Genomic DNA, 26,613 nt, shown 5'->3' on the forward strand with positions numbered 1-26,613 from the left:
GGCCTCGCACGCCGGAGGCGTAGGCCCCGGCGCCGGCTCCGGTGTTGAGGGCCGTTCCGGCTCGGGCGCGGGGCGGCCAGGGGAGGGGGTCGGGCCGGGTGCGGGATCCGGCCGAGGCTCCGCTCCGGGAGCCGGGGAAGGGACGGCGGGACCGGGTGCGGGTTGCGGTTCCGGCGGGTCCGGGGCCGTCGGCGCATGGGCTGGCGTATGCGTGGTGTGTGCGGAGGCCGTCGGGGCGGTCAGTGAGGTCAGGGCGAGGACAAGCAGCGTGAGCAGCAGAGGCAAGGCGCAGACGAGACGCCTGACGCGGATCACTGCCCGCCTCCGCCCTCGACGCCGACGATGCCCTGCAGCACGGTCATGATCACCGGGGCAAGGATCGCCAGACTGTAGCCGATGGATGCAGCCTTCAGTGCCCGCTTGGCGGCCTCGACTTCCCCGGGATCGCCCCCGGCCATCAGGTAGCGCAGCCCGCCGAGGGTGAGAAACAGCGTGCCGAGTCCGGCGAGGATGCCGACAATCCAGTTCCGCAGATTCGTGATGACGGTCGGGATGTCGGCCACCGCCCACACGTACGGTGTGTCAGCCAGCAGGGCCAAGACGGTGCAGGCGGCGGTGAAGCCGAGTCGGACCACCCAGCGGCCCGCCCGGAAGTCCGACGGCCGCCGTGGCCGGCGGGGTCTTGCGAACACGGCGGACGCACCTCCAACGGAGCACGGCAGGGCACCACAGGGACAAGAGGGGGAGCCACACGGGACGAGTCGTGTCGCGTAGGTGTCGTGCGGTGGCGGGGTGAGCACGAAATCCCTCGGACCGGGGCCTACCTCCTTGAGGTGTTGCGGCGGGAGGGGTTTCTCGGGTGTCAGCACGAGACGGTCGTGCTCACCCCGCACTTTGCGGTGTCCCGGTTCGGGGCATCGGCCGCTGCCCCGGACCAGGACGCGCGGCCTGCTCCGGAGCCGGACCGGGCCGCTGTCACAGTGAATAGAGATGCCGGTGGCGGGAATTGACATCCCGCCACCGAAAGTCCCCCAGCCGGGCGTTCTACTGCTCCCGCAGCAGGTGTCGCAGATGGGCAGCCAGGTGCTGCTCCGCAGCGCTGCGGTGCCGGTAAAGCTGACGCACACTCACCCCACGCTCGGCCGCCAGGCAGCTCATGGACTCACCGCCGAGTCGGGTACGGGCGATCAGCCGCGCCTCGGCCACGTCCACGACCCGCGCCTGCACGGCCCGGGCAAGCACGGTGAACTCGTCCACCGGCTCACCGTGATCCGGCTGCGGCAGGGAGCACAGGCGGTCGAGGTGCTCTGCCGCCTGACCGGCTTCGCGGCTCGCACGGCGGCGCGCGGCGTACACCAGCCGGTGCACGGCCCGGTCCGCCGCGCTGAACAGCTCCCTATCCAGCTGCTCCGCCCCCGGGTCCACCGTGCGCATTGCCGTGGCGACGGCGGCCAGGGCCTCCTGCTCGACCTCGGCGCGCTCCAAGTGAGTCGGGCGGGCCAGCCGGGCGAGCATCCGGCGCAGCACCGGCACGGTCATGGCCACGGCGACCACGTCCCACGGCTCGCCCAACTCGCGGGCGCGCCGGACGACCTCACGCCAGGTCTGTTCGCGCAGTTCGGCGCGGGTGGACGGGTGGGCGAGCTGAGTGCGCACCCGGTCGACCGGCCACATGGCGCGGTCCGGGGCGTCGCACACCAGGTGCGCGGGAAACGTGAGCGGTTCCACGCCGTGGGCGAGGGTGAGGAACGCCTGCTCCAACTCCCCGAGCGGGGAGCGTGCGGCGCTGTGCGGGTGGGCGGCGGCGGGACGGTGGGCTTGGTGACGGTGGTGCATGGCGCATCTCCCGTGACGGCGTGGACAACTTCCGCCGCCACCCCTCCCAGGCCCTCGTGCCACCGCCGCCCCCCCCGCAGGCCAGCGCCGCGCCACTCATCGCCGAATGGCCCGGCATGTGCGATGGCCCGAACCTGGCCCGCCCTCCATGGCCTCGTGTGCCACCCCGGACGGAGCAATGGGAATCGAACACAGAAAATCTCCGGCTTTGTCCTCAACCTCGTGATGCGGCTGCCCGCGGTGGCCCGGCGGTGGCTCGCACGTGGCACGCGACTGGCTCGTATGGGGAACAACCTGTGCAAACGCGATGCGCGGTAGGGAAAGACCAGAGACGCTCGATGCGCGGGAAGCGGCCGCCGAGGAGATCGAACACCTACAAGTCGATGGCAAAGATCAGCCGCCGCGTCCCTATCACTTCACGTCAGCACGGGCACGGCCCGCCCTCGCCCCCCGGCGCCACTCAGCCCATGACGCACTCCACGGCAAGCGCCCGCTCTCGTACGTCCCAGCCGCTGCCGACGACCACCTGGTTCCCCGGCCCGGACGAACCCAACGCCGCTCCCATCCCCGGCGCAGTCCTGCCCGCCTGGGCCATCGACAAGATCCGCACCGACTTCGTCGGACGCCCCGGCCACCGGCCCGCCCCGCTGCTCAAAATCGCCATCCGCGACACGGCACTCGGCATGGACACCCGGATCCCGACCACCCCCTTCACCACCCCGGCCGACAACAAGGAGGCGACGGACAGGCCGTCCATCCTCCTCGCCGAACTCCACCCCGACACCCTCCCCGCCCCCACCGACGACCTACCGACCGGCGGAATCGAGATGCCCGGCGCACTGGAGGACGGCTGGCCCGGCTTCTTCCACCGCGCCCACCGGCTCCTCCCCGACGAAGGCATTCTCTTGCTGGCCACCCGCCAGCGCCGACAGGCCGGACGCCTCACCGACCCGCTCGGCACGCTCATCGCGGGAGCCCGCACCGCCGGCTTCCGCTACCTCCAGCACATCGTGGTCGTCTACGGCCACCCGGTCGGCGACCGCCTCGTACCCACCCTCCCCGCGGACGCCTGCCGTGGCGTCGCGCACTGCGACCTGATCGCCCTGTCCGCGATCCGCCACGCGTAGGCCAAGGCCAAGGAGATATCGCCGTGCCCGTCCCCCTCTCGGTGTGGAACACCGCTCCCACCTCCGCCCCGGCCCAGCGCAAGGGCCGCTACCTGTCCGGCTCGACCGCCCACCCGGCCAAGATGCTCCCGCGGATCGCCGCCCACGCCATCTCCACCTACACCCGCCCCGGCGATCTGGTCCTCGACCCGATGTGCGGCATCGGCACCACCCTCGTCGAGGCCATCCACCTCGGCCGCAGCGCCCTGGGCGTCGAGTACGAACCGAAGTGGGCCAACCTCGCCCGCCTCAACGCCACCTCCGCCACCCACGAAGGCGGCACCGGCACAGGCGCCGTGCACTGCGGCGACGCCCGCCGCCTCACCCAACTCATCCCCGCCGCCCTGCATGGTGAGGTGGACCTCGTCGTCACCTCACCCCCGTACGGCCCGAGCGTCCACGGCCAGGTCCGCTCCAGCCGGGAGACCGGCGAACGCGGCGTGGTCAAGAAGGACTTCCGCTACAGCCACGACCCCGCCAACCTCGCCCACGTCTCCACCGACCGGCTCCTGGAAGCCTTCACCGGGATCCTCGCCCAGTGCCGCCTCATGCTGCGGCCCGGCGGCACCGCCGTCGTCACCACCCGCCCCTGGCGCGAACGCGGCGAACTCATCGACCTGCCCTCCGCCGTCCTGGCCGCCGGACGAGCCGCCGGCCTAATCCCCACCGAACGCTGCGTCGCCCTCCTCGCCGGCATCCGCGACGGCCAGCTCATCTCCCGTCCCTCGTTCTTCCAGATGAAGAACGTCCGCGACGCCCGCCGCCAGGGCATCCCCCTCTCGGTCGTCCAGCACGAAGACGTACTGGTCTTCACCCGACCGCAAAACCGTCCGGACTGCGGAACAGCCTCTTCCCGGTGCGCGACAGGAGCCGCGCGCACACCACACGCGGCCTGCACCCTCCGCTCACGCACCTGCACCACCGGGCGCCCCCATGGCCACCGCTGATCTGCTGATCGGCTCGCTGTGCTCCGGCGTGGGCGGCCTGGACCTCGGCGTCCAGGCCGCGCTCGGAGGCCGCATCGCCTGGCACGCCGAGACCGACCCCCACGCGGCCCGGGTCCTCGCCCGGCACTGGCCCCACACCCCAAACTTGGGCGACGTCCGCACCACCGACTGGTCGCAGACGCGGCCTGTATGCGTCCTCACGGCCGGATTCCCCTGCCAGGGCCTCTCCGTCGCCGGCCCTCGCACCGGGCTCACCCCCGGCACCCGCTCCGGCCTGTGGCACCACATCGCCGACGCCATCCGCGTCCTCAGCCCCTGCCTGGTGGTGATCGAGAATGTCCGCGGCCTGCTCTCCACCCGAGCCGGAACCCACGCCCTTCGCCACGTGGAACCCTGCCCGAGGTGTCTGGGAGACCGACCCGATCAACCCCGGATGCGGGCACTTGGCGTGCTACTCGCAGACCTGGCCGACCTCGGGTACGACGCGAACTGGACGTGCGTACGCGCCTCTGACATCGGAGCCCCACACCGCCGCGATCACGCCTTCCTCACCGCCTGGCCCGCAAGACGCCTCTCCGCTGAAGACCCCGACCTCGAACCTGGGCACCAACGGCGGCTCTCAGCACCCTGCCAAGCGCAGGGCCGCAGGCCACGGCCCCACCCTGGCCGACGAGGTCGAACACCTGCTGCCCACCCCGACAGCCAGCGACGGTGCCAAGGGCTCACCGAACCAGTGCCACGGCGACGGCAGCCTCACCCTTGCCTCCACCGCGGCGACGCTCGCCGCTCGCAGTGCATCAACCAACGCTGCGGCGGAGGACAGGACGGACTTGCTGCTGCCCACCCCGACCTCATCCGACGGGAAAGGCGGAGCGGGGACAACCCCGAAACGCCAAGGCGGCCTGAACCTCCGAACAGCTGTCACTCGCCTGCCCAATGGTGGGGCGCCTACTTGCCCGCCATCCGCCGCTGGGAGCACATCACCGCACACCCCGCACCCTCTCCAACTCAGCCTAGAACACGACGCCTCTCCGCCGAATTCGTCGAGTGGATGATGGGCCTCAACGGCTACATCACGGCCGTGCCCGGCTTGTCGCGGGCCACGCTGCTCCGCCTGCTTGGTAACGCCGTCGTCCCCGCGCAAGCTGCTCACGCCCTGGACATACTCCTGCCGCCACGCCCGGGCTGCGGCGCGCTTTCGGGCGCTGACGTCACCCCGGGCGGTGGACGCTGATGGGGCCGAGCCGGACCCCAGACCCGTGGCAGAACAAGGACCGTGGCCCGCGCGCCGATCCAGAGCACCCCGCCGCTTCGACAGATCACCACCTGGATTCGACCACCGCCTCGGCCGAGCAGTTGGAGTCCGGCTTGGGCAGCCACACGCCGACCGTGGAGGCAGGACGCATCACAGCGCGGTGGGCCGTGACTCCTTGGAGCCGCACCGAGCGCCTCCGCTTCGCGCGGCTCCTGTTTGGCAACGCCTTGCGGGAGGACGGCGAATAGGGGCTTGAAGAGCGGCAATTGGCCTGGTCAGAGGCTTGGGCGCTCTTACGAGAGCAGAGCTACGCTGCCCGTCCGTGCGGGATCCCGGCTGCGGCGCAGGGCACCGGGATCCCACTCTTCCTGAGTAACTGGGACGAAGATGACGCACCTTGTCACGGACCGTGCCGGAATCGCATCCCGCGAGTCCTCCGCTCCACCGCTGCGAGCCGTGGACTACCTGCGGGTGTCCACCGAGGACCAGGCCAAGGGCTACGGCATTACCTATACCGGCAAGAAGACGGCCAAATACATCGAGGCGAAGGGCTGGTCGCACGCTGGCACCTACGCCGATGAAGGCTTCAGCGGGAGTCTGGAGGCGCACAAGCGGAAGGACCTCAGCCGCCTGATGAGGGACGCCCGCACCGAACCCCGCCCGTTCGACGTGGTCGTGGTCTACGAAGAGAGGGCCATCGGCCGCCGAGGACGGGCGTTCTGGCCGTGGGTGTGGGAGCTGGAAGACCTCGGTGTCTTCGTGGCCGTCGTGAAGGACGACTACGACAACACCACGCCGGCAGGCCGTTCGAAGATGCGTAAGGGCGCCGACTATGCGGAGGACGAGCGCGAGAAGATCCGGGACCGCACCCAGGGAGGCCTTCAGGAGAAGGCGGAAGAGGGCGGCTACACCGGCGGGACGGTGCCCTTCGGCTGGCGGATTGAGGATCAAGGAAAGAAGGGTGAGAGCCGGCTGGTACTGGACGTGTACGAGGAGGACAGCGCTCCCCAGGGCGAAGCGATCACTTTGCGGCGTGCCCGCTACCTCCTGGTGCACGAGGACAAGAACTGGACTGAGGCCGCGGTCGTCCTGAACTCGGAAGGGCTGCTGACACGCTCGGGAGTCCCCTGGTCCAGGGAGAATCTCCGGGCGCGCGTGATGTCCCGCGCGGTACTCGAAGGAGTGCAGGTTTTCAGGGACCCGCATTCCAAGGACGCGCGATCCGGGCGCGGCACCAAGCTCGACAGGGACGGCAACCCCGTCTTCGGAGCCACGGTCGTCATCAAACTGGACGAGGTTTTCACGGAAGAAGAAGTCCGTGAGTTGAAAGAAGCGGCGGGCCGGATCGGCACGCAGCGGGCAGCGCGTGAGCGCTCGCGCGCCTATCCGCTGTCCAAGCGGATCGTGAGCCGATGCGGCGCCCACTACGTCGGACAGATCCAGACCATCACAGGAAGGCGCAAGTACATCTGCTCGGGCAGGCAGCCCCGTCACGCGGGAGGCCCGGTGTGCGGCTGCAGTCAGATCGACGCGGAGCGGATCGAGCAGCATGTGTGGCAGCGCATCAGCAAACTCCTCAAGGACCCGGACGCGTTGATCGATCTGGCTCAGGAATGGGCTGATGTCACGCTCGGCGCCCGAAGCGGGCACGCTGACCGTATCGAGGAACTCGATGCCCAGATCGCTGTCCAGGAGAGGGCGATCGCCACGGTGATGTCCGCCACAGCAATCCAGGCCGCGCAGCAAGGGCTGGATCAGGACGCCGCGACCCAGATGGTGACCCAGGCCACCGGCCCCATGAATGCCGAACTCGGTCAACTACGCAAACTCCGAGAGGAGGCCATCGCATGGCAGCGCCAGAACGAAGCCGCCGAGCGCCGGGCGAGGGACCTCTATGCCCTTGCCGAACGGGCCCGTGCCCAGATGCCGTTCATGAATGACGCGGAACGGGCAGATGTCATCGATCTCATCGATCTCAAGGTCACAATTCAGGGCCCTGTCCCGGTACGCAAGGGCCGCGCGGGCTGTGCTGTGGGCGCCTGGTTCAAAGAGCGCGGCCTGCTCATTCCGGTCGAGGTCCCCGATGCGGCGTGGGCGGCGATCCGTCCGCTTGTCACGAAGACCGGCAGAGGATCGGGGAAGTCCACCGATCTTCCCGCCCGCGACGCCATCGAAGCGATTCTGTGGAAAGCGCGGACGGCGAAGACGTGGAACGAGGCCGCTTCCCGTCTGGAACACGGAGTGGGCAAGTCCCTCATGGGCCGCTGGACCCGCTGGAACGCGGACGGCACCTGGGAGCGCGTGGTGCAGACCCTGTCGGGGTTTCTGGCGATTCCGGCCGTTCCGGTGCCCGAACCATCGAAAGAGCCGCCGCTGCCTGACATGCTGGTCGAGGGCGTGGTCGACCCCCGCTTGTTTCACACGGACGATGACGGTGACGATGAGGATGACAGGGACGGTGAAACACGCGATGGAACGGTCGCGTCGAGTACCACCATGAGTTGGCAGGCCGCGATGACGGTGAGCGCGATGCCGGGATGCCCCTCCCTGCGTGCCGCACCTGGTTTCTGATCCTTGATCAACTGAGAGGTTGTCACTATGGGTCCCCCACAAATGCCTTAGTGAACGCTCGCGTTCACTGCCGCGACAACCGTAGTGAGTCCCCAGTAGTGAACGCAAGCGTTCACTTACATTGTCGTCGTGCGGCCCGTCCCCCTGTAGTGGCCGTGCGATGCTCCCCAGTCCCCGGAATCCCCGCTCCCCTTGTTCGTTGGAGACGCTCAGATGGTTACCTCGCGCTGGACGGCCGCCCCCGCCCAGACGGCCTCTCTCCGCCGGCGTGGCGCCGTGCTCGAACGCGCGATCCTCGACGCCGCGCTGGAACAGCTCAGTACCGTCGGATGGAACGGCCTCACGATGGAGGGTGTCGCCGCCGGCGCCCAGACCGGGAAGGCCGCGGTCTATCGGCGCTGGCCGTCGAAGGAAGACCTCGTCGCCGATGCGTTGCGCGCCGGACTGCCGCAATTCGAGTCCGCACCCGATCTGGGGAGTGTCCGCGAAGATCTGCTCGAGCTGTGTCGGCAGGCGCGGGAGGCGATGTTCTCTCGCCCTGGTTTCGCGTTGCGGTCAGTGATTCACGAATGTGACACCAGTCAGGCCGAGCGGTTTCACAATGTGATCTTCGAAGGGGTCGTGGAGCCGACGATAGGGCTGCTCCGTGAGGTGATCACCCGTGGCATCGAGCGGGGAGAGGTGCGGCCTGATGCGGCGAACGGCTATGTCTTCGACGCCATTCCAGCGATGATGATGTACCGATCAAAGATGTGCTCGAGCGAATGGAGCGATCAGGATCTTGAGGAGATGATCGAACAGTTGATGCTTCCCCTGCTCCGTCCGGCGAGCGGCTGAAGCACCGCTGCGCGGGCCTGGAGGTCGCTTCGGTGAACCAGGGTGTCGAAGCCCGCGCCGGGCGGCGTACGCTAAGGGCGCCATGCCGTACGAACCGCCTACTCACACCGTCGAGCGCTCCCTTCGAGCCACGACCGGAGCGAAGATCATTGCCGGCGTCGACGAGGTGGGGCGCGGCGCGTGGGCCGGCCCCGTCACCGTCTGCGCGGCGATCACCGGACTGCGTCGGCCCCCTGAAGGGCTCACCGACTCCAAACTGCTCACCGTCAAGCGGCGTACCGAGCTTGCCGTCCAGCTGCGGACGTGGGTCACGTCGTACGCCCTAGGGCACGCCTCTCCGGAGGAGATCGACGACCTGGGGATGACGGCCTCGCTGCGGCTCGCCGCGGGTCGCGCCCTGGAGGCCCTGCCGGTCCGTCCCGACGCCGTGATTCTCGACGGGAAGCACGACTATCTCGGGGACCCCTGGAGGGTCCGTACCGTGATCAAGGGTGACCGTTCGTGCGTGGCGGTCGCGGCGGCCTCGGTGATCGCCAAGGTGCAGCGCGACAAAATGATGGCCGAACTGGGTATCGACCATGCAGACTTCGCTTTTGCGGACAACGCCGGGTATCCGTCGCCCGTGCACAAGGCCGCACTGGCGGATCGGGGACCCACCCCGTACCACCGGTTGTCGTGGGCGTATCTTGATGCGCTGCCCCAGTGGCGGCACCTCAAGAAGGTCCGCAGCTGGGTGGAAGGAAGCGTTCCGGAGATCGAGGGGCAGCTCGGCTTCGATTTCTGACGATTCCGCTCGCACTTGTGTGCCACCCGCCGACGCGAGCCGTACCAGCGTTTGATAAATATCAGCTCATGCCTCTCATTCCCGAGGAGCCTCAGATTCACGAGAGTGCCCAGGGTCCCCGCGCCACGCCGGCCAGCGGCCGTACCGCGCCGACCCCTCGCCCCGTACCCGGCCCCCGCCCCGCGGCTCCGTCGCGTCCTGGCCGACCCGGGCCCCCGCGGCCCGCGCCGCCGGTGCAACGTGCGCCGCGTGACGTGGCCGTGGCCAAGCCCGGACCGTCGGGTCCGGCTGCCCCCGCCTCCGCTCCGGCTGCGGCGACCCCGCAGATCCAGCTGATCCCGGCCTCACCCGAAGGCGCGCTCGACGCCGCCGAGGAAGCCGTCGACCTGCTCCTGGATTCGGGCCGTGCGCCCGGCGACGTGCTGGTGATCACCACCGGAGAGCAGCACCCGTGGGCCGCCCACGAGCTGTCCTTCGGCGAAGCCTCCTACTGGGGGCAGCACGACGCGGGTGACGACGTCTTCTACGCCGATGCGGCGGTCGCGGGTCGTGCCGCGGTGCGCCCCGTTGTCGTAGTGGCCGTCAACGGCGGTCCTGACACCGGTGCCGTCGACGCCCTGCCCCTGGCCCTCGGCCGGGCCGGTGCCCTGCTGATCGTCTGCGGTGACCCGCAGCGGATCAACTCGGTACTGGGCGCGGGCGTCTGAGTCGGTTCCGGTTCGTCCGGGGGACACCCCACAGGACCCCCGGGGGACAGGACGCCGCCGCGGCGGCGTCTGCACGGTGAGGTCTTCGGCGTGCGCCGACGAGCGGGCAGCTCGCCGTGCGTCGGCCCGTCGGGTCCGCACATGAGTCCATGCCGACGGACAGTCGTCGTGGGCCGTCCAGCCGCGGACCGGGTTCGCGGAGCGCGCTGGACGGACCTCGTAGAGCGGGTGCCCCGCGGCGTGCCGGTGACTCCGGTCGCCCAGCTCGGGGCATCCAGGGTCGCGGGCCTCGGGCGCCGTATCGCGCCCGCCGTGCCGCGCGACCGTGTCCCTCGGCCGAGAACTCCGGTCCCAGCGTCCTCAGCGAGCCGCCGCGCGCCGTAGGACCTCCGAGGCCGCGCCGCCGGTGCGGGGCATCGGGAGCGGTGACTCGGACGTCGCGAAGGGCTCGGGTGCCGAGTCGGTGCTGGGACGGCGGCCGCCGCGGCCCTCGCCGAGTACCTGCCAGCCGTCACGCGTCAGCGTGATGTACGCACCGCAGCGCAGGCCGTGCAGGGTGCAGGCGTCACGCAGGCCCCACATCCACGCGCCGTCCTCCTCCGTCCAACGGGCGTCCCCGTCACGGCAGTAGAGCAGCACCGCGGTGCGCACCGGGGTGCGGCGCCGCAGGTCGTGCGGGATGACGCGGCGCAGCTGGGCGAGCAGCGCGTTACGGAACATCCAGCCGTCGGCAGGGGCCGGGCGGCGAGTGAACGAGGCGCTCGCCCGCAGCCGCTCGTCCGGGTCGAGAACGGCCACGATCGCCGTGGCCGGCCCGGGGCGGTGCCGGGAGTGCAGACCGCTGACGACCTCGCGGGGGTTGCGCAGCAGAGGGATGCCCGCGGCGGCCCACTCCGCGGGTTCGAGCATGCGGGCCAGGGGGTTGGCGGATGCGGCGGGCAGGTCGGCTGACGTCGACATGGATGCCGCGGAGGACGGAGCGAATCCGAAGGTCACGGTCCTCCCTTCGGCTACGCGCCCACACTGCGGGCGAGGTCGGAATCGGGGGAGCGCACACCGCAGCAGAGCCCTACCGGACCACGGACGAGCCGTGCGGGGAGCGGACTTCAATTCTTCCTGCCGAACCTGGATGCGGCAACGAGCAATTGGGGCCACCGACCGTTATCTGACGGTGCGCGGGTTATATCCCTACCCAGTGCGTGACTGTGCGACGCATGGGGCGCCCCTTCACCATCAGGTCGTGGCTGCTCACCGCGCTCACCGACGGCTCATGAGCACCGGTCGCGCCGGGTGAGGTGGCCGATTGTCAGTGGCATCGGGTTGCATGGAGGCATGAACACTCTGGAGCTCCGCGCCGAAGCCGATGCCATCCTCGCTGAGCTGGTCGGTGCCCAGGAGGGCTCGGCGCGGCTGCGGGAGGACCAGTGGCAGGCCGTGGCGGCTCTGGTGGAGGACCGTCGACGTGCTCTGGTGGTGCAGCGCACCGGCTGGGGCAAGTCGGCGGTGTACTTCGTCGCCACCGCCCTGCTGCGGCGACGTGGCGCCGGCCCGACGGTGATCGTCTCCCCGCTGCTGGCGCTGATGCGCAACCAGGTCGAGTCGGCGGCACGGGCCGGCATCCAGGCGCGGACCATCAACTCGGCCAATCCCGAGGAGTGGGACACGATCTACGAGGAGGTCGAGCGCGGTGAGACCGACGTTCTCCTCGTGAGCCCGGAGCGCCTCAATTCCGTGGATTTCCGCGAGCAGTTGCTCCCCAAGCTCGCGGCCACGACCGGCCTTCTGGTGGTCGACGAGGCGCACTGCATCTCCGACTGGGGCCATGACTTCCGGCCCGACTACCGTCGGCTCCGGGCGATGCTCGCCGCGCTCGCCCCCGGCGTTCCGGTGCTGGCGACCACGGCGACCGCCAACGCGCGCGTGACGGCGGACGTGGCCGAGCAGCTGGGGACCGGCGCCGGTGAGGCCCTGGTGCTGCGCGGCTCGCTGGAGCGGGAGAGCCTGCGGCTGGGGGTGGTCCAGCTGCCGGACGCCGCACACCGTCTGGCCTGGCTGGCCGAGCACCTGGACGAGCTCCAGGGCTCCGGGATCATCTACACGCTGACGGTGGCCGCGGCCGAGGAGGCCACCGCCTTTCTACGGCAGCGCGGCTTCCACGTGGCCTCGTACACGGGGCGTACGGAGAACGCGGACCGGGTGCAGGCCGAGGCCGACCTGCTGGCGAACCGGGTCAAGGCGCTGGTCGCGACATCGGCGCTGGGCATGGGGTTCGACAAGCCGGACCTGGGCTTCGTGGTGCACCTCGGCTCGCCGTCCTCGCCGATCGCGTACTACCAGCAGGTCGGCCGTGCCGGTCGCGGCGTCGAGCACGCGGATGTGCTGCTGCTGCCCGGCAAGGAGGACGAGGCCATCTGGCGCTACTTCGCCGACACGGCCTTCCCGCCCGAGGCGCAGGTCCGGCAGACCCTCTCGGCCCTGGCCGACGCGGGACGACCGCTGTCCGTGCCGGCTCTGGAGGCGGTGGTGGATCTTCGGCGTACCCGTCTGGAGACCATGCTCAAGGTTCTCGACGTGGATGGGGCGGTCAAGCGGGTCAAGGGCGGCTGGATCTCCACCGGGGAGCAGTGGATCTACGACGCGGAGCGGTACGCGTGGGTGGCGCGCCAGCGAACCGCCGAGCAGCAGGCCATGCGGGAGTACGTGAGCACGCCCGGGTGCCGGATGGAGTTCCTGCGGCGGCAGCTGGACGACGAGGGCGCCGCCCCGTGCGGCCGCTGCGACACCTGCGCCGGAACCTGGATCGCTTCGTCCGTCTCGGCCGACGCTCTGACAGGGGCGGCGAAGGAGCTGGACCGCCCCGGGGTGGAGGTCGAACCGCGCCGGATGTGGCCGACAGGGATGCCCGCACTGGGCATCGACCTCAAGGGACGTATCCCGGCGAAGGAACAGTGCTCCACCGGGCGTGCCCTGGGACGGCTCTCGGACATCGGGTGGGGCAACCGCCTGCGCCCCCTGCTGGCCGAGAACGCGCCCGATGGTCCGGTCCCCGACGACGTCCTCCAGGCCGCGGTCGCGGTGCTCGCCGACTGGGCGCGCTCGCCGGGCGGCTGGGCGCCGAACGTCCCGGACGCCTCCGCCCGCCCGGTGGGCATCGTCGCCGTGCCGTCTTTGGCCCGCCCGCAACTGGTCGGCTCTCTCGCCCAGGGCATCGCGACGATCGGCCGCCTGCCCTGCCTGGGCACCCTGACCTACACCGGGCCGAGCGGCGCACACGCGGCACGGCGCAGCAACTCCGCCCAACGCCTGCGATCACTGTCCGGCGCGTTCACCGTCTCCGAGGAGTTGGCCGCTGCCCTGGCGAGTTCCCCAGGACCGGTCCTGCTCGTGGACGACTACACCGACTCGGGCTGGACCCTCGCCGTCGCCGCCCGCCTGCTCCGCCGGGCAGGCAGCGAGCAGGTGCTGCCCCTGGTCCTCGCCGCGGCAGGCTGAGCTTCCAGGGAGGTGCCATGGGAGAGCCGGTGCCCCCGCTCGCCGCGCGGCCGGTCCAGCGAGGCGGTGAGCAGGGTGATGCCCTCATTGGGGCCGTCCCGGGCGGTGAGGGCCACAGGGACACGGTTTCCGGCCGGGGGGTCGCTCCAGCATGGAGTGCCTGAGAGAGGGCTCGCTCAGCAGTCGGTGTGTGCATGGAACGCGGCGATCCGGGCCCACATCCACGCGGGGTTGGAGTACATCGGCCAGTGCCCGCTGTGCGGGACCTGTGCCAACTCGACGCCGTTCGCCGCCAGTTCCGGCAAGTAGGGCAAGGACGCGTTCTGCTCGCCGTACATGAACATGCGGGGGAAGGGCAGCGCGAGGAACTTCGTCAGCAGGTCGCCGTGGTCGGACAGGTCGACCATCGACTCGAAGATCCCGCGCACCGCGCGCGGGCGCACCTTGTGCCGCAGCGACGCCGCGTACAGGGCACTCGCGTACTCGCTGGAACGGTGTGCGCGCTCGACCAGCCCGTCGACGAAGCGCTTGTCGTCGTCCGCAGGATGCGTGACGATCTGGCGGCTCAGGAAACAGTCCTCGGACGTGAGGTTGCCCTCGATGTCGACGAAGCTCAGGACCCGGTGCGGCTCCTGATGGGCCAAGAGGAGTGCGGTCAGGCCGCCCAGGGAGTGGCCGACGACGTGGAAGCGCTCGATCCCCGACCGCCGCAGCACCGCCTGGGCGGTCCTGACCAGGAACGGGACCGAGATCCTCGCCGCATCGTCGCCTTCCGAACCGCCGCATCCCGGCGCGTCATAGGCCAGGAACGGGCGCCCTGCGAACTCGGGCCGGTGGACGAAGTCGACGTAGTCCTCCTTCGTCGAGCCGAAGCCGTGGAGGAAGACGACCGGAGCGCGCTCACCGTCCCGGCGGACAGCGGCGATCCGCAGGGGCACGTCGTCCACGCGGAGAGTGAGCTGCTCGTCAGCGAAGTCACTGCCTGGGGGCACGGGTTTCTCCTTCACGCCAGGCGGTAGTACTCGACGGTCGTCATACCGCTGCGGATGGCCTTGAGCGCGCGCTGCTCGGCCGCGACCCGGTCGTCGGACCGGTCCAGGGTCTTCGTCACCGACTCGGCCGGTACGACGACCACGCCGTCCGCGTCTCCGACGACGAGGTCTCCCGGTCGTACGACCACTCCGCCGACCCGGACCGGGGCATGGAACCGGCCGGGATGCTCCTTGCCGGTGCCGACGACTGTGATGTGGCGGGCGAAGACCGGAAAGCCGAGTTCCGCCTGTTCGGCCGTGTCCCGTACGCCGCCGTCCACGACCAGCCCGAGGATGCCCCGATGCCGTGCGGCCACGGCGAGGATCTCGCCCCAGTGCCCGTGCTGGGCGCCCTGGAGGTCGACCACGAGGACACTCCCCGCGGGGGCTGTGGCGACCGCGCCGTGCAGTGCGAGGTTGTCGCCGCCGATGCCCTGGACGGTGAACGCCGGACCGGCCACGCGTGCGCCCGGCCAGGCGGCGCGCAGACCGGGGTCGCAGGCGCGCGCTGTCGCCAAGGACGCCTCGTACAGGGTGGCTGTGCTGTGTCCGCGGGCCGCGTCGGTCATGCTGTACTCCTCGTCTGGAGCTGGTGGTAGCCATGTTTCTCGCGCGCCGCGCGCAGGGTGCTTCCGGCCCGGGCGGCGGCGACGATGTCCGACTCGAACCGCTCGATGCGCTCGGCGATGTCGGTGATCCGGTTCGCCTCGACGGCGGGGACCGCGACGACTCCGTCGGCGTCGGCGCAGATCAGGGTGCCCGGGCGGACCTCGATGCCGTTCACCGTCACTGGTTCGTCCACGGCGACGAGTCGCACCCGGTCCTTGCCGGTACGCATGAAGCGGCCGCGGCTGAACAGCGGGTAGTTGTGGGCCAGGGACGCCGAAACATCGCGGCAGACACCGTTGATCACGGTGCCGGCGATGCCGCGGGCCGCCGCGACCTCGGTCATGATGCCGCCCCAGACGGTGACGTCGGTACGGCCGTCGTTGTCGATGACGACGACCGCGCTCGGAGGCACGTCGTCGAGGAAGTCGCCGACTGTGCCGGCGCCGGCCTCGTCGACGGATGCGTAGCGCACGGTGAAGGCCGGCCCTACGGCGCGGAAGTCGTTCGACAGCGGGGACAGGCCGTGCAGCGCGCCCTCGACGCCGATCCGGTCCAGGGCGTCGGAGACGGCTGCGGTGGGCAAGGCGCGAAGGCGGGTGATCAGGTCACTCATCACTTCTCCGTCACTTTTCCGTTTCATCTCTCTGCTCATCTCTCTGCTCATCTCTCCGCTCATTTCTCCGCTTACCTCTCCGTTCCGGCCAGGCGGGCATCGCGCATCGCGTCGGGCAGGGGGACACCGGCGCGGACCTCGGCTTCGATGGCCGCCTCCCGGTCGGCGATGAGCTGCGCGGCCTTGAGCACGTCGACGGTCCGCGCGCGGGGGACGAACACCACTCCGCCCTCGTCGGCCATCACGACGTCGCCCGGCTCGACGGTCACGCCACCGATGACGACCGGCTCGCCGGACGACTTCTGCCGCAGCCGACCGCGCGCGGTCACCGGTACCTGGGCCCGCGCGTAGACCGGGAAGCCGAGCCCCCGGGCCTGGCCGACGTCCCGGCAGGCGCCGTCGGCGACCACACCCCGGACCCCACGCACCGAGGCCCCGACGCTGACGATGCCGCCCCAGGACGAGACATCCGTACGACCGCCGTTGGCGACCACGATGACGTCCGTCACCCCGGCCTCGGCGATCGCGCTCGTGAGGATGTGCGCACCGCCGTGCTCACCGGTGAGGGGCCCGAGCTCCACGGTCCGCGCGAACCCGGCAACCTTCGGACGGCCCCACATGGGACGCAGCCCGCCCTCGCCCGGAGGGAGCCCGCAAGCGTTGAGCGCATCGGACAGGGCGGCCGTGTCCAAGGCGGTGAACTGCGTCAACAGGGCTGCTTCAGCTGTCATGCCTCTCAGTGAAACAAGCGAGATCCATACACTGAAGGTCTGACTTCATCTCCCAGCGATATGCAGAACGACTCATCGGGCGGAGGACACTGATGATCGAGGTCCGGCAGGCCCGTTACTTCCTGGCGGTGGCGGAGACGCTGCACTTCGGCCGCGCCGCCGAACGGCTCGCCATGTCGCAGCCGCCGCTGAGCCAGGCGATCCAGCAGTTGGAACGGCAGCTGGGGGCACGACTCTTCGACCGCGGCGGACGGAAGGTCGCTCTCACCGAGACCGGCCGGGTGTTCGTGAAGGAGTGCCGCAAGCTCTTGGCAGCAGCCCAGCACGCGCAGGAAGTCGCCGCTCAGACCGAGGCGGGACTGGTGGGCACACTGCGCGTGGGTGTGGTGACGTCGGCGCTGAGTGAGCCCCTGCTGGGCACGATCGCCGACTTCCGGCAGGCCCGCCCGCGGGTCGAACTCCAGGTCATGGAGGTGGACACGCCTACGGGGCAGGACCTGGTGACCAGGCACGACCTCGACATCGCCGTCATCCGACCCAGCGCACCGGTCCGCGGTCTGCGCGTGCGGCCGTGGCGCCACGACCAGTTCGTGATCGCCCTACCGGAGCGGCACCCTCGGGCAGCCGAGCGCAGCACCGTGGCCGTCGATCTCTCCCTCTTCGCCGACGAGCCCTGGGTCTGGCTGCGGCGCGAGGCCTCACCGGACTACCACGACCAGCTCATGGCGACCTGCCGCCGGGCGGGCTTCACCCCCGACGCACGCCATCTCGCCAACTCGATCCTGACGCAACTGGCCATGGTCGCCTGTGGTTTCGGCGTCACGCTGGTCCCGAACGCAACCGCCGCGCGTACCTTCCAGCGGCCGGTCGCGTACCGCCGGCTCACCGACCCCGCCGACATCGTCGAACTGTCCCTCGTCACCCGGGCCAACGCCCAGGAACCGTTGGTGAAGGAGTTTCTGCGCATCGCGTCGGGGGAGTCGATCGGCGCCGCACAGCTCAAGTGACGGCCGCGTCGGGGCTTCGAAACCGGCCTCAGCCTTGACTTCGGATCCGCCTCTGCCCTGACCTCGAAACCGGCCTACGACCTGGCCTCGGGTCGTGGCTCAGGCGCGGCGTCGGGGACATGCCCGGGTTGTCGTGTCCCTGGTCGGACTTATCCACAGGGCAAAGCGGAGTGCCGGGATCCGGGAGATCGTCTGCCCATGACGAATCACAGCGAAGCAACGGGGTCTCCTGAGAGCGACGACAACACGGGCGGTGAGCACCACCGGGCTGCTGGTGCGACCGACGCGAACGACACGCCTGAGATGCACCACGCGCAGGTCCGGCCCGACGAGGACCACGGGCACACGGGTCGCGCGGGACACACAGGACGCACGGGACATGCGGGACGCACAGGGCACGTGGAGCGACTCGACTGCAGCACCCACGAAGCGCACCTGCCCGAGCACCAGGTCACCCTGCGCACCCCGGCCGAACTGGCCGACGCCCTGCCCTATCTCCTCGGGTACCGCCCCGAGGACAGCATCGTGCTGGTCGCCCTGCACGACAGGGCCGGCCGCGGACGGTTCGGCGGCCGGGCCCGGCTCGGCATTCCCGCGAGCAGGGACGACTGGGACTCCGCGGCCCGGCAGTTGGCCCACGGACTGGTGAGGGGCAGCGAGCGCAGGGGAGTCCGGCCGGAGCAGATGGTCGCCTTCCTCTGCCAGGAACCGACCGAGGGCGAGACGGGCCGACAGGTCATGGAACGGCTGCGTCCGCTCGCTCAGAAGATGCGTGTCGCGTGCGGCGGCCTGGACGTTCCGGTGATCGAGGCCCTGTGCATCTCGGACGGCCGCTTCTGGTCGTACTGCTGCGACCGAGCCGAGTGCTGTCCGTCCGAGGGGCGCCCGATGGGCCTGCCCGGTACGTCCGTGCTGGCCGCCGCGGCCACGTACGCCGGAGTTCAGGTGCGCGGCACCTTGCGCGAGCTGCGGGCCAGGCTGCAACCACTGGAGACCGCTGCCGCTCTGGAGCAGGAGGCCGCTCTGGACAAGGTCGGCATGGCGCTGGTGCCCAGGATCCTCGACGACGCCTCACGCGCGGGCGTGGCGGAGCAGACGCTGGAACTGGCCGAGCGGCTCAGGTGCCGGTTCGCCGCGGCCCCGCTCCTGCCCGGGGCGCTCACGGCTGATCTCCGGGACGACGAACTGCTCGGACACGACGAAGCCGCGAGGCTCATTCTCGGTCTCCAGGACCGTTCGACCCGGGACCGCGCCGCCGAGTGGATGGAGGGCGACGAGGCCGGTCCCGCCCTCCGGCTGTGGCGAGCGTTGGCCCGCCGCTGTGTCGGACCGTACAGCGAGCACGCGGCGGCACCGCTCACTCTCGTCGGCTGGGTCGCCTGGTCCACCGGCGACGACCTGGAAGCCCGAGAGGCCCTTGCCATGGCCCTCGGCGCGGACCGCGACTACCTCTTCGCCCGCCTGCTGCACCAAGCCTGCAACGAAGGTCTGGACCCCGAGTCGATCCGCCGCTGCCTACGTGCGGAACGTGAGGGACGGGAGCGGGCGGGCGCGGGGCCGCTCGACCAACCGGAGGAAATGGAAGAACCGGCAGGGGATGAGGTTGCAGAGCCGGCACAGGGCGAAGCTGAGGAGCTTGTGCGGGGCGAGATGGAACAGCCGGTCCGGGGCGAGGTGGCGAAGCCGGTACAGGGCGAGGCGGTGGAGCAGTCTGCGCCGCTGTCCGAAATGGGTGGTCGTCGTGCGTCTCGGCGCCGGGCGGGTTCTGTCGGCAACCTCCCACGCTCCGTGAGCGGCACCGGGCGACAGCGGGGGACGCGCGGGCGGGCGACGAGTGTCCAGCGCCCCCGTGCATCGGCGAGGACGCACCCTGATGCCTCGCGGCCGGGCGGCACGGTTCCGCGCAGCTTGAAGGCGAGCAGCTCGAAGGAGAGCAGCTCGAAGGAAGGCAGCTCGAAGGAGACGGCATCGCGTACGTCGAAGAAGGCTGCAGGCCGTCGGATTGAGCCCCGTCCGGACGGGGTGCGTCCCGGCAGCCCCGGGGGAGAGAAGGATGCGTGAGTCATCGCGGCGAAGCAGCGCCCCAGGCGGTCGGGGTGGCAGCTGCGGCGGGCGGTGTGGTGACCGATGCCGTGGAGGTCGCGGCTGTTGCGGTGCCGATGCCATGGATCGCTTCGGCTCGCCCGGTGATTCCGGTGATTCCGGTGAAAGGGCCGGTCCTCCTACCGGGTTACCCCGTGCCGGGCGTGACCTGGAGGGATCCCTCCCCGTTCACCTGAGTGGCGGAACGCCTGAACCGGCCGTGCCGCCGCATCGCCCCTGTCACTCCGGGTCCCCCAGCCGGCGCCGCACACGCCCGTGGCGCACAGAGCGCAGAGGAAGCCGCCCCATGCCACAGCCGACTCCGGTGCCACCACCGACTCAGACCTCCCCGGCTGCAGACGATCGCTCGACAGCCGGCGGGCTGGTCCCCTCCCAACGGTTGGATACGGGGCTGCCCCCGCCCGGGGACGCTGCGGAGCGGCGCGTGCCCAGGCTGCTGAACGACGACCTTCGACGGGCCGAGCACACGCATCGGCCGTCAGGCCAGGGCCCGTCGCCAGGCCAGGGCCCGTCGTCCTCGGCCCTGATGATCCCGGACACGGCAACGCCCACACAGGCCGAGCACGCACGGCGCTTCGCCCAGCCCCAGGACACCCCTTCGACGGCCCAGCAGTCGGTCGTGCGTCGGTATGCCGACCTGCCGCCCACCCACAACGCCCTGATCTGCGTCGCCCTGCCGGGCCTCGCCATCTCCACGGACCAGGGGCAGTTGACCGGCCGGGGCCTCGACGGGTTCTACCGAGCAGGCCGACGCGTGCTCTCGCGCTGTCAGATCCGGGTGGCCGGACGTGAGCCGCTCCCGGTCCAGGCCAGGATGACCACGGCCGACCGTGCCCGGTTCGTGGGCACGTTGCGCAGTTCCCCCCAGGCGGGACCGGACCCGGACGTCGTGGTCGAGCGAATCCGTCACGCGGACGGTACCGAGCGGATCACGCTGCACAGCGCGGCCGTTCGACCCCTGCGTCTGCCGGTCGAGGTCGCCCTGGGCACGGACCTGGCCGACCTCGGCGCGATCGCGAGCGGCAACACGGGACCGGAACTCCCCGCCACCGTCCACGACTCCGGCCTGCGCTGGTCGTCAGCCAGAGGAGGCTCGGCTGTGACGGCCGACCCGTCGCCGGCCGACGCGCTGGCCTCCGCGGGCCTGCTGCGGTGGGAATTCGTGTTGCCCCCGGGCGGGAGCGTGACCATCGAACTGCGGGTGCGGCCCGACGGAGCGGGACCCGTGCGCGCCGTGGGCCGAGCGGCGACCAGCCCGCTGGCGACGGCGCGGGCGGCCGGTGACGATCCCGGGGCGGAGGCGTTGTTACGGACGAGCATCGAAGATCTCCAGGCCCTTCTGCTGCGCGACCCGGCCCACCCCTGCGACATCCACCTGGCCGCCGGGGCACCGTGGCGCTGTGGCCTGGCCCCGGCCGAGGCCCTCGCAGCGGCCCGGATGACCCTGCCTCTGGGCACCCGGCTCGCCGCGGGCACGCTGCGCACCCTCGCCCGCACCCAACTCCGGGCCCAGGGACCGAAGTCCGGCATGATCCCCGCGCCGCTCCGGGACGCGGGCACGCATCTGCCACCGGGCTGCACGGGCACGGAGGCGACGCTGCTCTTCCCCGCGCTGCTCGCGGAGGCCCGACGCTGGGGGCTGCCCGAGCCCGAGACCGAGGAGCTCCTCCCGGCGGCCGAGCGATGCCTGACCTGGCTGCGGACCACCGTGGGTGACGGCAGATATCTGCCCGACCCGCATCCCGGCGGGCCTGTCCGCTGCGAGACCCAGGCCCATGCCCATCGCGCGGCACTGTTGGGCGCCGATCTGCTCGACGCCTGCGGCAGACCGGGCGGTGCCGAGCTGCGGCACTGGGCCGGGACGCTGCGGACGGCGTTTCGTGCGGACTTCTGGATCGACGACCTGAGCGGCGGCCGGCCCGCTGCCGCCCGTGCCCCGGACGGACGCCTGGTGCCACATCTGGGCGCCGCCGCCGTCCACCTTCTCGACACCGGCCTGCTGGGTGGGGGCGAACAGGCGCCCGGCCTGCTCGGCAAGGTGCAGACCGAACAGCTCGCCCGGCTGCTCGGTGGGCCGGCCATGGACTCGGGCTGGGGCCTTCGCGGCCTGGGCGTGAAGGAGGCCGGGTACAACCCCTTCGGTCACCGCAGTGGCGCCGTGCGGGTCCACGAGACCGCGCTCGCCGTCGCGGGCCTGGCCGCGGCAGGCTACGAGAAGGAGGCGAGCGGGCTGCTGCGGGGCGTGCTGGCGGCCGCGGCCGCGTTCGGCCACCGGTTGCCCGACATGTATGCGGGGGAGCGCCGTACGGACGGGAGCGCTCCCCTCCCGCATCCGGCGGCCTGCCGCCCCGCGGCCACGGCGGCGGCGGCCGGAGTGCTGCTGTTGACCACGCTCGCGGGTGTCCGCCCGGACGCTCCGGCGGGGACGGTCACGCTGCGCCCGGTGCGCAGTGCGCCGCTCGGCGAGATCGTCCTGACGGGCCTCCGCGTCATCGAAGCCCCCTTCTCCGTACGTGTCAGCCGGCTGGGGCTCGCCATGGTCGAGGAGGCGGCCGACGGACTGCAACTGCGAGCGTGACCTCGTACGACGCCGGTTCGTGCGACGTGCAGGAGGGGGTGGTGAGGTCCATACCGGGCCGAATTGGATCAGCCATCGATGCGCCCGACGAAGGGAGTGTTTATCGTCAAGCAGACGACTATGATCGCCGCATGCCCTACGACCCGTCAGCCTTTCCGCCTTTTGCCGTTACCGTGGACCTGGTCGTGCTGACCGTGCGCCGCCATGCCCTGTGCGCGTTGGCGGTGCGCAGGGGCGAACCGCCGTTCCAGGGGCGCTGGGCACTGCCCGGTGGGTTCGTACGGGCCGACGAGGACCTGGCGCAGGCCGCGGCACGGGAGTTGGCCGAGGAGACCGGGCTGCGGGCCCATGACCCGGCCGTCCCGGCGCAGGACTACGGTGCCCACCTGGAGCAGCTCGCGACCTACGGTGACCCCAAGCGGGATCCGCGGATGCGGGTCGTCAGCGTGGCCCACCTGGCGCTGGCCCCCGACCTGCCGGCGCCCCGCGCGGGCGGCGACGCCAGCAACGCCCGCTGGGCGCCGGTCGACGAACTTCTGCAGCAGGGCGGTTACGGCCGCGACGGCGAACCGGTCGCGCCGCTCGCCTTCGACCACGCGCAGATCCTGGCCGACGGGGTGGAGCGCGCCCGTTCCAAGATCGAGTACTCGTCCCTGGCCACGGCGTTCTGCCCTACCGAGTTCACTGTCGGGGAGCTGCGCCGTGTCTACGAGGCGGTGTGGGGTGTGGCGCTCGATCCGCGCAACTTCCATCGCAAGGTGACGGGCACACCGGGCTTCCTCGTCCCCACCGGGGGCACCACCACACGCCAGGGCGGCCGCCCCGCCCAGCTCTTCCGGGCGGGCGGCGCCACGCTGCTCAACCCTCCGATGCTGCGCCCCGAGGTCTGACCCGAGAGCGCTCGCCGCGACGCTCGCCCGGACGCGAACCGATGCCGATCCGGGCTCAGTCCGGGCTCGGTCCGGGTGCAGTCCGTGCTCGAGACGGAAGCCGTGGGACCCGGCCGGACCGACTCCGGTCTCCGCAGCGGGCCTTGCCCTACCCGAAAAAACGGACATACCGCGCTATCTTGCTGCGAGTGATCCAGGCCATCGGACTGACCAGCGACCCTCGCAAGGAGCTTCCTCCCGCCGTCGACGACGTCTCCTTCGAGGCGCGCGCCGGTCGCGTCACCGCGCTGCTCGGAGCGTCGGGAGCGGGCAAGACGACCGTGCTCAGACTCATGCTCGAACTCCAACGCGGCCGTGGAATCACCTACTTCAGAGGTCGCCCCCTGCACCGCATCGCCCACCCGTCGCGCGAGGTCGGCGTGCTGTTGGGCGACCTGCCCGGGCATCCGTCGCGCACGGTCCGCGGCCATCTGCGCATGCTGTGTGCCGCCGCCGGAGTGCCGGCCCGGCGTGCCGACGAAGTCCTGGAGGTGGTCGGCCTCGTCAGCCTGCGCGAGGAACGCCTCGGCACTCTCTCGCGCGGCATGGACCGCCGCCTCGGTCTGGCCTGCGCGCTGCTGGCCGACCCGCACACCCTCGTGCTCGACGACCCCGCAGGCGGGCTCTCGGCCCGCGAGAGCCGTTGGCTGTACGGCATGCTGCACGCCCACGCGACCCAGGGCGGCACGGTCCTGCTGACCACGGCCGACCCGAAGCAGGCCGCACGCACCGCCGACCGGGTCGTCACGCTTCAGCGAGGCAGACTCATTGCCGACCAGGAGGCCGCCGACTTCGCCCGCACCCGGCTGCGCCCGCGCGTCGCCGTCCGCACGCCTCATGCCTCTCGCTTCGCCGCCCTGCTCACCAAGGAGGCGCGCACCGCACACCGCTCCGTCGAGGTCGTTCGGGAGAGCGGCAACCGCCTCTCCGTGTATGGCACTACCTGTGCCGACGTGGGCGAGATCGCCTTCCGTCACGGCATTCTCGTACATCAACTCGCCGACGAGATCGGAGACATGGGGCCGGGAACCGAGGCGGGCCCCCGCACGGCCGAGCCGCGGGCCTGCGAGGTGCCGCAGGCGCCGGATGCCGCGTTGGCCGCAACCGGTGGCCGCAGACGCAAGGCCGCGCCCCCGCCGGCGCCGGACTCAGGGCGCACCGGGACCGACGAGCAGGCGACTGTGAGGGAGGTGCCTCAGGAGGCGGGCCGGGAGCCGGCCGCAGCCGCCACTGATGGGCAGGAGGCTTGCGCGGAGGTTCCCCAGGCGCGGGCGGGTGGTCCGAGACCAGCCGGCGCGCCCACGGGCGGGTCCCGCACACCGGACGCCGGTTCGCGCTCGTCAGGCTCCTCTGCAGTCGCCCTCCCCGATCTCCCGCCCCCCATCTCCGTCCGCCCCGCCCCCAGCCCCCTCCGCCCCCTCCGCTACGAACTCCGTCGTGCCGTCGGTGTCGGCACGAGCTTCGCCACCGGTGCCGCCGTGCTCGTGGTGTCCGCCCTCACCGCCGTACTGCTGGCACGCGTCGGGCACACGCCGCAGCACCGCCTGATGGCGGCGTGGCCGCAACAGCTCCCGCTGCCGCCCGCGGCGATCGGTGCCGGGCTGCTCGGTGCGATCGCGTTCGGCGACGAGTTCCGCCACCCCGCCCTGGCCGCGGACCGCGGCACCGTCCCCCGCCGGCTGGGGCTGCTGGCCGCGAAACTCCTCGTCGCCTCCGCCACCGCGCTGGTGCTGGCCGTCCTCACCGTGGGCTGCGACACCGAAGTGCTCTACCTCGTCTACGGACGGGAGCTCGCGGAGGTTCCCGCCGAGTGGCTTTCGCTGAGCGCGAGTTGGATCGGGCTCATGGTCGGCTGCGCCTGGGCCGGCGTACTCGCCGCGGGTCTCTTCCGGTCCACCACGGCCGGGCTCGCGGCGGTGGTCTCCGTGCCCGTCGTCGTCGTACCCCTCGTACAAAAGGCCTTCGAAGGGCCGTCTGTGCGGACGGCGGCCGGGTTTCCGCTGCGGCTGCGGGAGGTGCTCCTGTCGCAGTGGCCCTTCGGGGGCGAGCGCTACCTGGAAGCCGCCGCGCGCGTGGTCGCCCAACCCGTCGGCGGTGCCCTGACGTTGTCGCTCACCGCCCTGCTCTGCGCCTACGTCCTCACGACCCTGCGAAGCAGGGTCCGATGACGACCGTCCCTGCCGCCCCCGGATCTGTCGTGCGCACAACTCCCCGGGGAAAGCCCATTTCTTTCCGATAAGGCGTCAATTGCGACGGGGTGAGCGATCACCCTTTCGTGTGCTTTTCACCAAAGACCTCAAGGGAGTTGAGGAGGGCGCCGACAAAGGATCCGTGAGTACCCTTGCGCACACCATGATGACCGCCGCCCGCGCCGCCGACTCCGGTCTTGCCGGCCCGGGCGATCTCGACCGCTACCCCTACGCCGAGGCCACCGTCGCCGACCGCGTCGGAGCCTCTGCCTGGGACAGTGCGGAGCCGGAACTGGGCCGTATGGGCCGACGCGCCGCGGGCAGCCGCGGACGCGGGCTGCACGGCCAACTCGTCCAGCAGCTTGGCCAGATGATCGTCTCGGGGGACCTGGGCGCCGACCGCCCGCTCGTGCCCGAGGAGATCGGCCAGCGCTTCGAGGTCTCCCGCACCGTCGTCCGCGAGTCGCTCCGCGTCCTGGAGGCCAAGGGCCTGGTCAGCGCCCGTCCGAACGTCGGCACGCGCGTGCGTCCCGTCAGCGACTGGAACCTCCTCGACCCGGACATCATCGAGTGGCGGGCCTTCGGACCGCAGCGCGACGACCAGCGTCGGGAGCTGAGCGAGCTGCGCTGGACGATCGAGCCGCTCGCCGCCCGCCTCGCCGCCGGGCACGGGCGCGACGACGTCCAGCAGCGGCTCGGCGACATGGTCGAGATCATGAGCCACGCGATGGGGCAGGGCGACGTCCTCACCTTCTCCCGCGCCGACGCCGAGTTCCACTCGCTGCTCATCCAGGTCGCGGGCAACCGCATGCTGGAGCACCTGTCGGGGATCGTCTCCGCCGCCCTCCAGGTCTCCGGCGGCCCTGTGACGGGTTGCGACCGGCCGAACGAGGCGTCGCTGGCCCAGCACGGCAGGATCGTCGACGCCCTCGCCGCCGGCGACGGAGCGGCCGCCGAGGCCGCCATGCGTCAACTGCTCACCGTCCATCCCGAGGTCGAGCGCGTGGTGCCCGCCCCCCGCGAGCACTGACCGCGCCCACGGGGGCGCGGCCGGGAGTGCCTCCCCCTCCTGTGGCACCTCCCGGTCTGTGTGCCCCCTCCCGTCGGACCCGCAGGATCCACCCCTGCCTCTTTGGGTTCCCCGGTTTTGCGGGGCCCCTGGAACGGCGTGACACGCTTTGGAGGAGCTGGGGGGCACCAGTTATTTTCTCATTTTCATGCTTTTTGT

At 71.2% G+C, this 26,613-nt stretch carries 20 protein-coding genes and 2 pseudogenes; 14 read left to right on the forward strand and 8 right to left on the reverse strand.

The features are described 5' to 3' along the window. Positions 1–311 precede the first annotated feature (311 nt). Both ACFU95_RS40690 and ACFU95_RS40695 read right to left on the reverse strand, forming a co-directional pair. Positions 312–692, reverse strand: a complete 381-nt coding sequence (locus ACFU95_RS40690; protein ID WP_383839385.1) for a pilin — start codon at positions 690–692, stop codon at positions 312–314. 352 nt (positions 693–1,044) lie between these two features. Continuing rightward, positions 1,045–1,836 carry a hypothetical protein gene (locus tag ACFU95_RS40695; protein ID WP_383839388.1) on the reverse strand — a complete coding sequence of 264 codons (792 nt, stop codon included), beginning with the start codon at positions 1,834–1,836 and terminating at the stop codon, positions 1,045–1,047. Positions 1,837–2,303: 467 nt separating this feature from the next. Between ACFU95_RS40695 and ACFU95_RS40700 the strand changes: the two genes are divergently transcribed. From ACFU95_RS40700 to ACFU95_RS40715, 4 genes and pseudogenes are all read left to right on the forward strand, one after another. Then, the gene (locus tag ACFU95_RS40700) at positions 2,304–2,963 is read left to right on the forward strand and encodes a hypothetical protein (protein WP_383839391.1); all 660 of its coding nucleotides are present in this window, start codon (positions 2,304–2,306) and stop codon (positions 2,961–2,963) included. A 23-nt stretch (positions 2,964–2,986) separates the two neighbouring features. Continuing rightward, positions 2,987–3,949 (forward strand): TRM11 family SAM-dependent methyltransferase, encoded by a 963-nt coding sequence (locus ACFU95_RS40705; protein ID WP_383839394.1) that lies wholly within the window; start codon positions 2,987–2,989, stop codon positions 3,947–3,949. Then, positions 3,936–5,183 (forward strand): DNA cytosine methyltransferase, encoded by a 1,248-nt coding sequence (locus ACFU95_RS40710; RefSeq protein WP_383839397.1) that lies wholly within the window; start codon positions 3,936–3,938, stop codon positions 5,181–5,183. Before ACFU95_RS40705 ends, ACFU95_RS40710 begins: the two co-directional genes overlap by 14 nt. Before the next feature lie 408 nt (positions 5,184–5,591). After that, positions 5,592–7,496, forward strand: a pseudogene (locus ACFU95_RS40715) (recombinase family protein); the annotation flags it as partial. 149 nt (positions 7,497–7,645) lie between these two features. Here ACFU95_RS40715 and ACFU95_RS40720 read toward each other — a convergent pair. Next, positions 7,646–7,801 (reverse strand): annotated as a pseudogene (locus tag ACFU95_RS40720) (MFS transporter); the annotation flags it as partial. Between the two features lie 187 nt (positions 7,802–7,988). Between ACFU95_RS40720 and ACFU95_RS40725 the strand changes: the two are divergent. From ACFU95_RS40725 to ACFU95_RS40735, 3 genes are all read left to right on the forward strand, one after another. Further along, entirely contained in the window at positions 7,989–8,612 is a 624-nt protein-coding gene (locus ACFU95_RS40725; RefSeq protein ID WP_383839400.1) for a TetR/AcrR family transcriptional regulator, read from the forward strand. A gap of 82 nt (positions 8,613–8,694) precedes the next feature. Then, positions 8,695–9,396: a ribonuclease HII gene (locus ACFU95_RS40730; RefSeq protein WP_383839403.1), complete on the forward strand. Its 702-nt coding sequence runs from the start codon at positions 8,695–8,697 to the stop codon at positions 9,394–9,396. A 68-nt stretch (positions 9,397–9,464) separates the two neighbouring features. Beyond that, entirely contained in the window at positions 9,465–10,103 is a 639-nt protein-coding gene (locus ACFU95_RS40735) for a hypothetical protein (protein ID WP_383839406.1), read from the forward strand. A 360-nt stretch (positions 10,104–10,463) separates the two neighbouring features. Here ACFU95_RS40735 and ACFU95_RS40740 read toward each other — a convergent pair whose 3' ends face one another. Then, positions 10,464–11,099, reverse strand: coding sequence for a hypothetical protein (locus tag ACFU95_RS40740; protein ID WP_383839409.1), 636 nt, complete (start codon positions 11,097–11,099; stop codon positions 10,464–10,466). Positions 11,100–11,435: 336 nt separating this feature from the next. On the opposite strand from ACFU95_RS40740, the gene ACFU95_RS40745 reads away from it, so the two are divergent. Continuing rightward, on the forward strand, positions 11,436–13,595 hold the full coding sequence (locus ACFU95_RS40745) for a RecQ family ATP-dependent DNA helicase (RefSeq protein ID WP_383839412.1): 2,160 nt from the start codon (positions 11,436–11,438) through the stop codon (positions 13,593–13,595). A 176-nt stretch (positions 13,596–13,771) separates the two neighbouring features. On the opposite strand, the gene ACFU95_RS40750 is transcribed toward ACFU95_RS40745, so the two are convergent. From ACFU95_RS40750 to ACFU95_RS40765, 4 genes are all read right to left on the reverse strand, one after another. Then, positions 13,772–14,587, reverse strand: coding sequence for an alpha/beta fold hydrolase (locus ACFU95_RS40750; RefSeq protein ID WP_383839415.1), 816 nt, complete (start codon positions 14,585–14,587; stop codon positions 13,772–13,774). A gap of 11 nt (positions 14,588–14,598) precedes the next feature. Next, a complete protein-coding gene (locus tag ACFU95_RS40755; protein WP_383839418.1) occupies positions 14,599–15,195 on the reverse strand; it encodes an RraA family protein in 597 nt (198 codons plus the stop codon). Further along, entirely contained in the window at positions 15,192–15,848 is a 657-nt protein-coding gene (locus tag ACFU95_RS40760; protein WP_383839421.1) for an RraA family protein, read from the reverse strand. Before ACFU95_RS40760 ends, ACFU95_RS40755 begins: the two co-directional genes overlap by 4 nt. A gap of 71 nt (positions 15,849–15,919) precedes the next feature. Next, the gene (locus tag ACFU95_RS40765; RefSeq protein ID WP_383839424.1) at positions 15,920–16,579 is read right to left on the reverse strand and encodes an RraA family protein; all 660 of its coding nucleotides are present in this window, start codon (positions 16,577–16,579) and stop codon (positions 15,920–15,922) included. 92 nt (positions 16,580–16,671) lie between these two features. Between ACFU95_RS40765 and ACFU95_RS40770 the strand changes: the two genes are divergently transcribed. The 6 genes from ACFU95_RS40770 to ACFU95_RS40795 all read left to right on the forward strand — a co-directional run bounded on the left by ACFU95_RS40770 (position 16,672) and on the right by ACFU95_RS40795 (position 26,415). Then, complete coding sequence (locus tag ACFU95_RS40770; protein WP_383839427.1) at positions 16,672–17,586, forward strand: LysR family transcriptional regulator; 915 nt, start codon at positions 16,672–16,674, stop codon at positions 17,584–17,586. Between the two features lie 198 nt (positions 17,587–17,784). Further along, positions 17,785–19,647, forward strand: a complete 1,863-nt coding sequence (locus ACFU95_RS40775; protein WP_383839430.1) for a DUF4192 domain-containing protein — start codon at positions 17,785–17,787, stop codon at positions 19,645–19,647. Between the two features lie 751 nt (positions 19,648–20,398). Then, the gene (locus tag ACFU95_RS40780; RefSeq protein WP_383839459.1) at positions 20,399–22,267 is read left to right on the forward strand and encodes a glycogen debranching N-terminal domain-containing protein; all 1,869 of its coding nucleotides are present in this window, start codon (positions 20,399–20,401) and stop codon (positions 22,265–22,267) included. Positions 22,268–22,398: 131 nt separating this feature from the next. Continuing rightward, on the forward strand, positions 22,399–23,157 hold the full coding sequence (locus ACFU95_RS40785) for an NUDIX domain-containing protein (RefSeq protein WP_370265275.1): 759 nt from the start codon (positions 22,399–22,401) through the stop codon (positions 23,155–23,157). Positions 23,158–23,345: 188 nt separating this feature from the next. Continuing rightward, positions 23,346–25,364 carry an ATP-binding cassette domain-containing protein gene (locus ACFU95_RS40790; protein ID WP_383839433.1) on the forward strand — a complete coding sequence of 673 codons (2,019 nt, stop codon included), beginning with the start codon at positions 23,346–23,348 and terminating at the stop codon, positions 25,362–25,364. 163 nt (positions 25,365–25,527) lie between these two features. After that, positions 25,528–26,415 carry a FadR/GntR family transcriptional regulator gene (locus ACFU95_RS40795; protein WP_383839436.1) on the forward strand — a complete coding sequence of 296 codons (888 nt, stop codon included), beginning with the start codon at positions 25,528–25,530 and terminating at the stop codon, positions 26,413–26,415. The last annotated feature ends 198 nt before the right edge of the window (positions 26,416–26,613 follow it).

The organism is Streptomyces sp. NPDC057623 (assembly GCF_042800355.1).
Classification (GTDB): domain Bacteria; phylum Actinomycetota; class Actinomycetes; order Streptomycetales; family Streptomycetaceae; genus Streptomyces.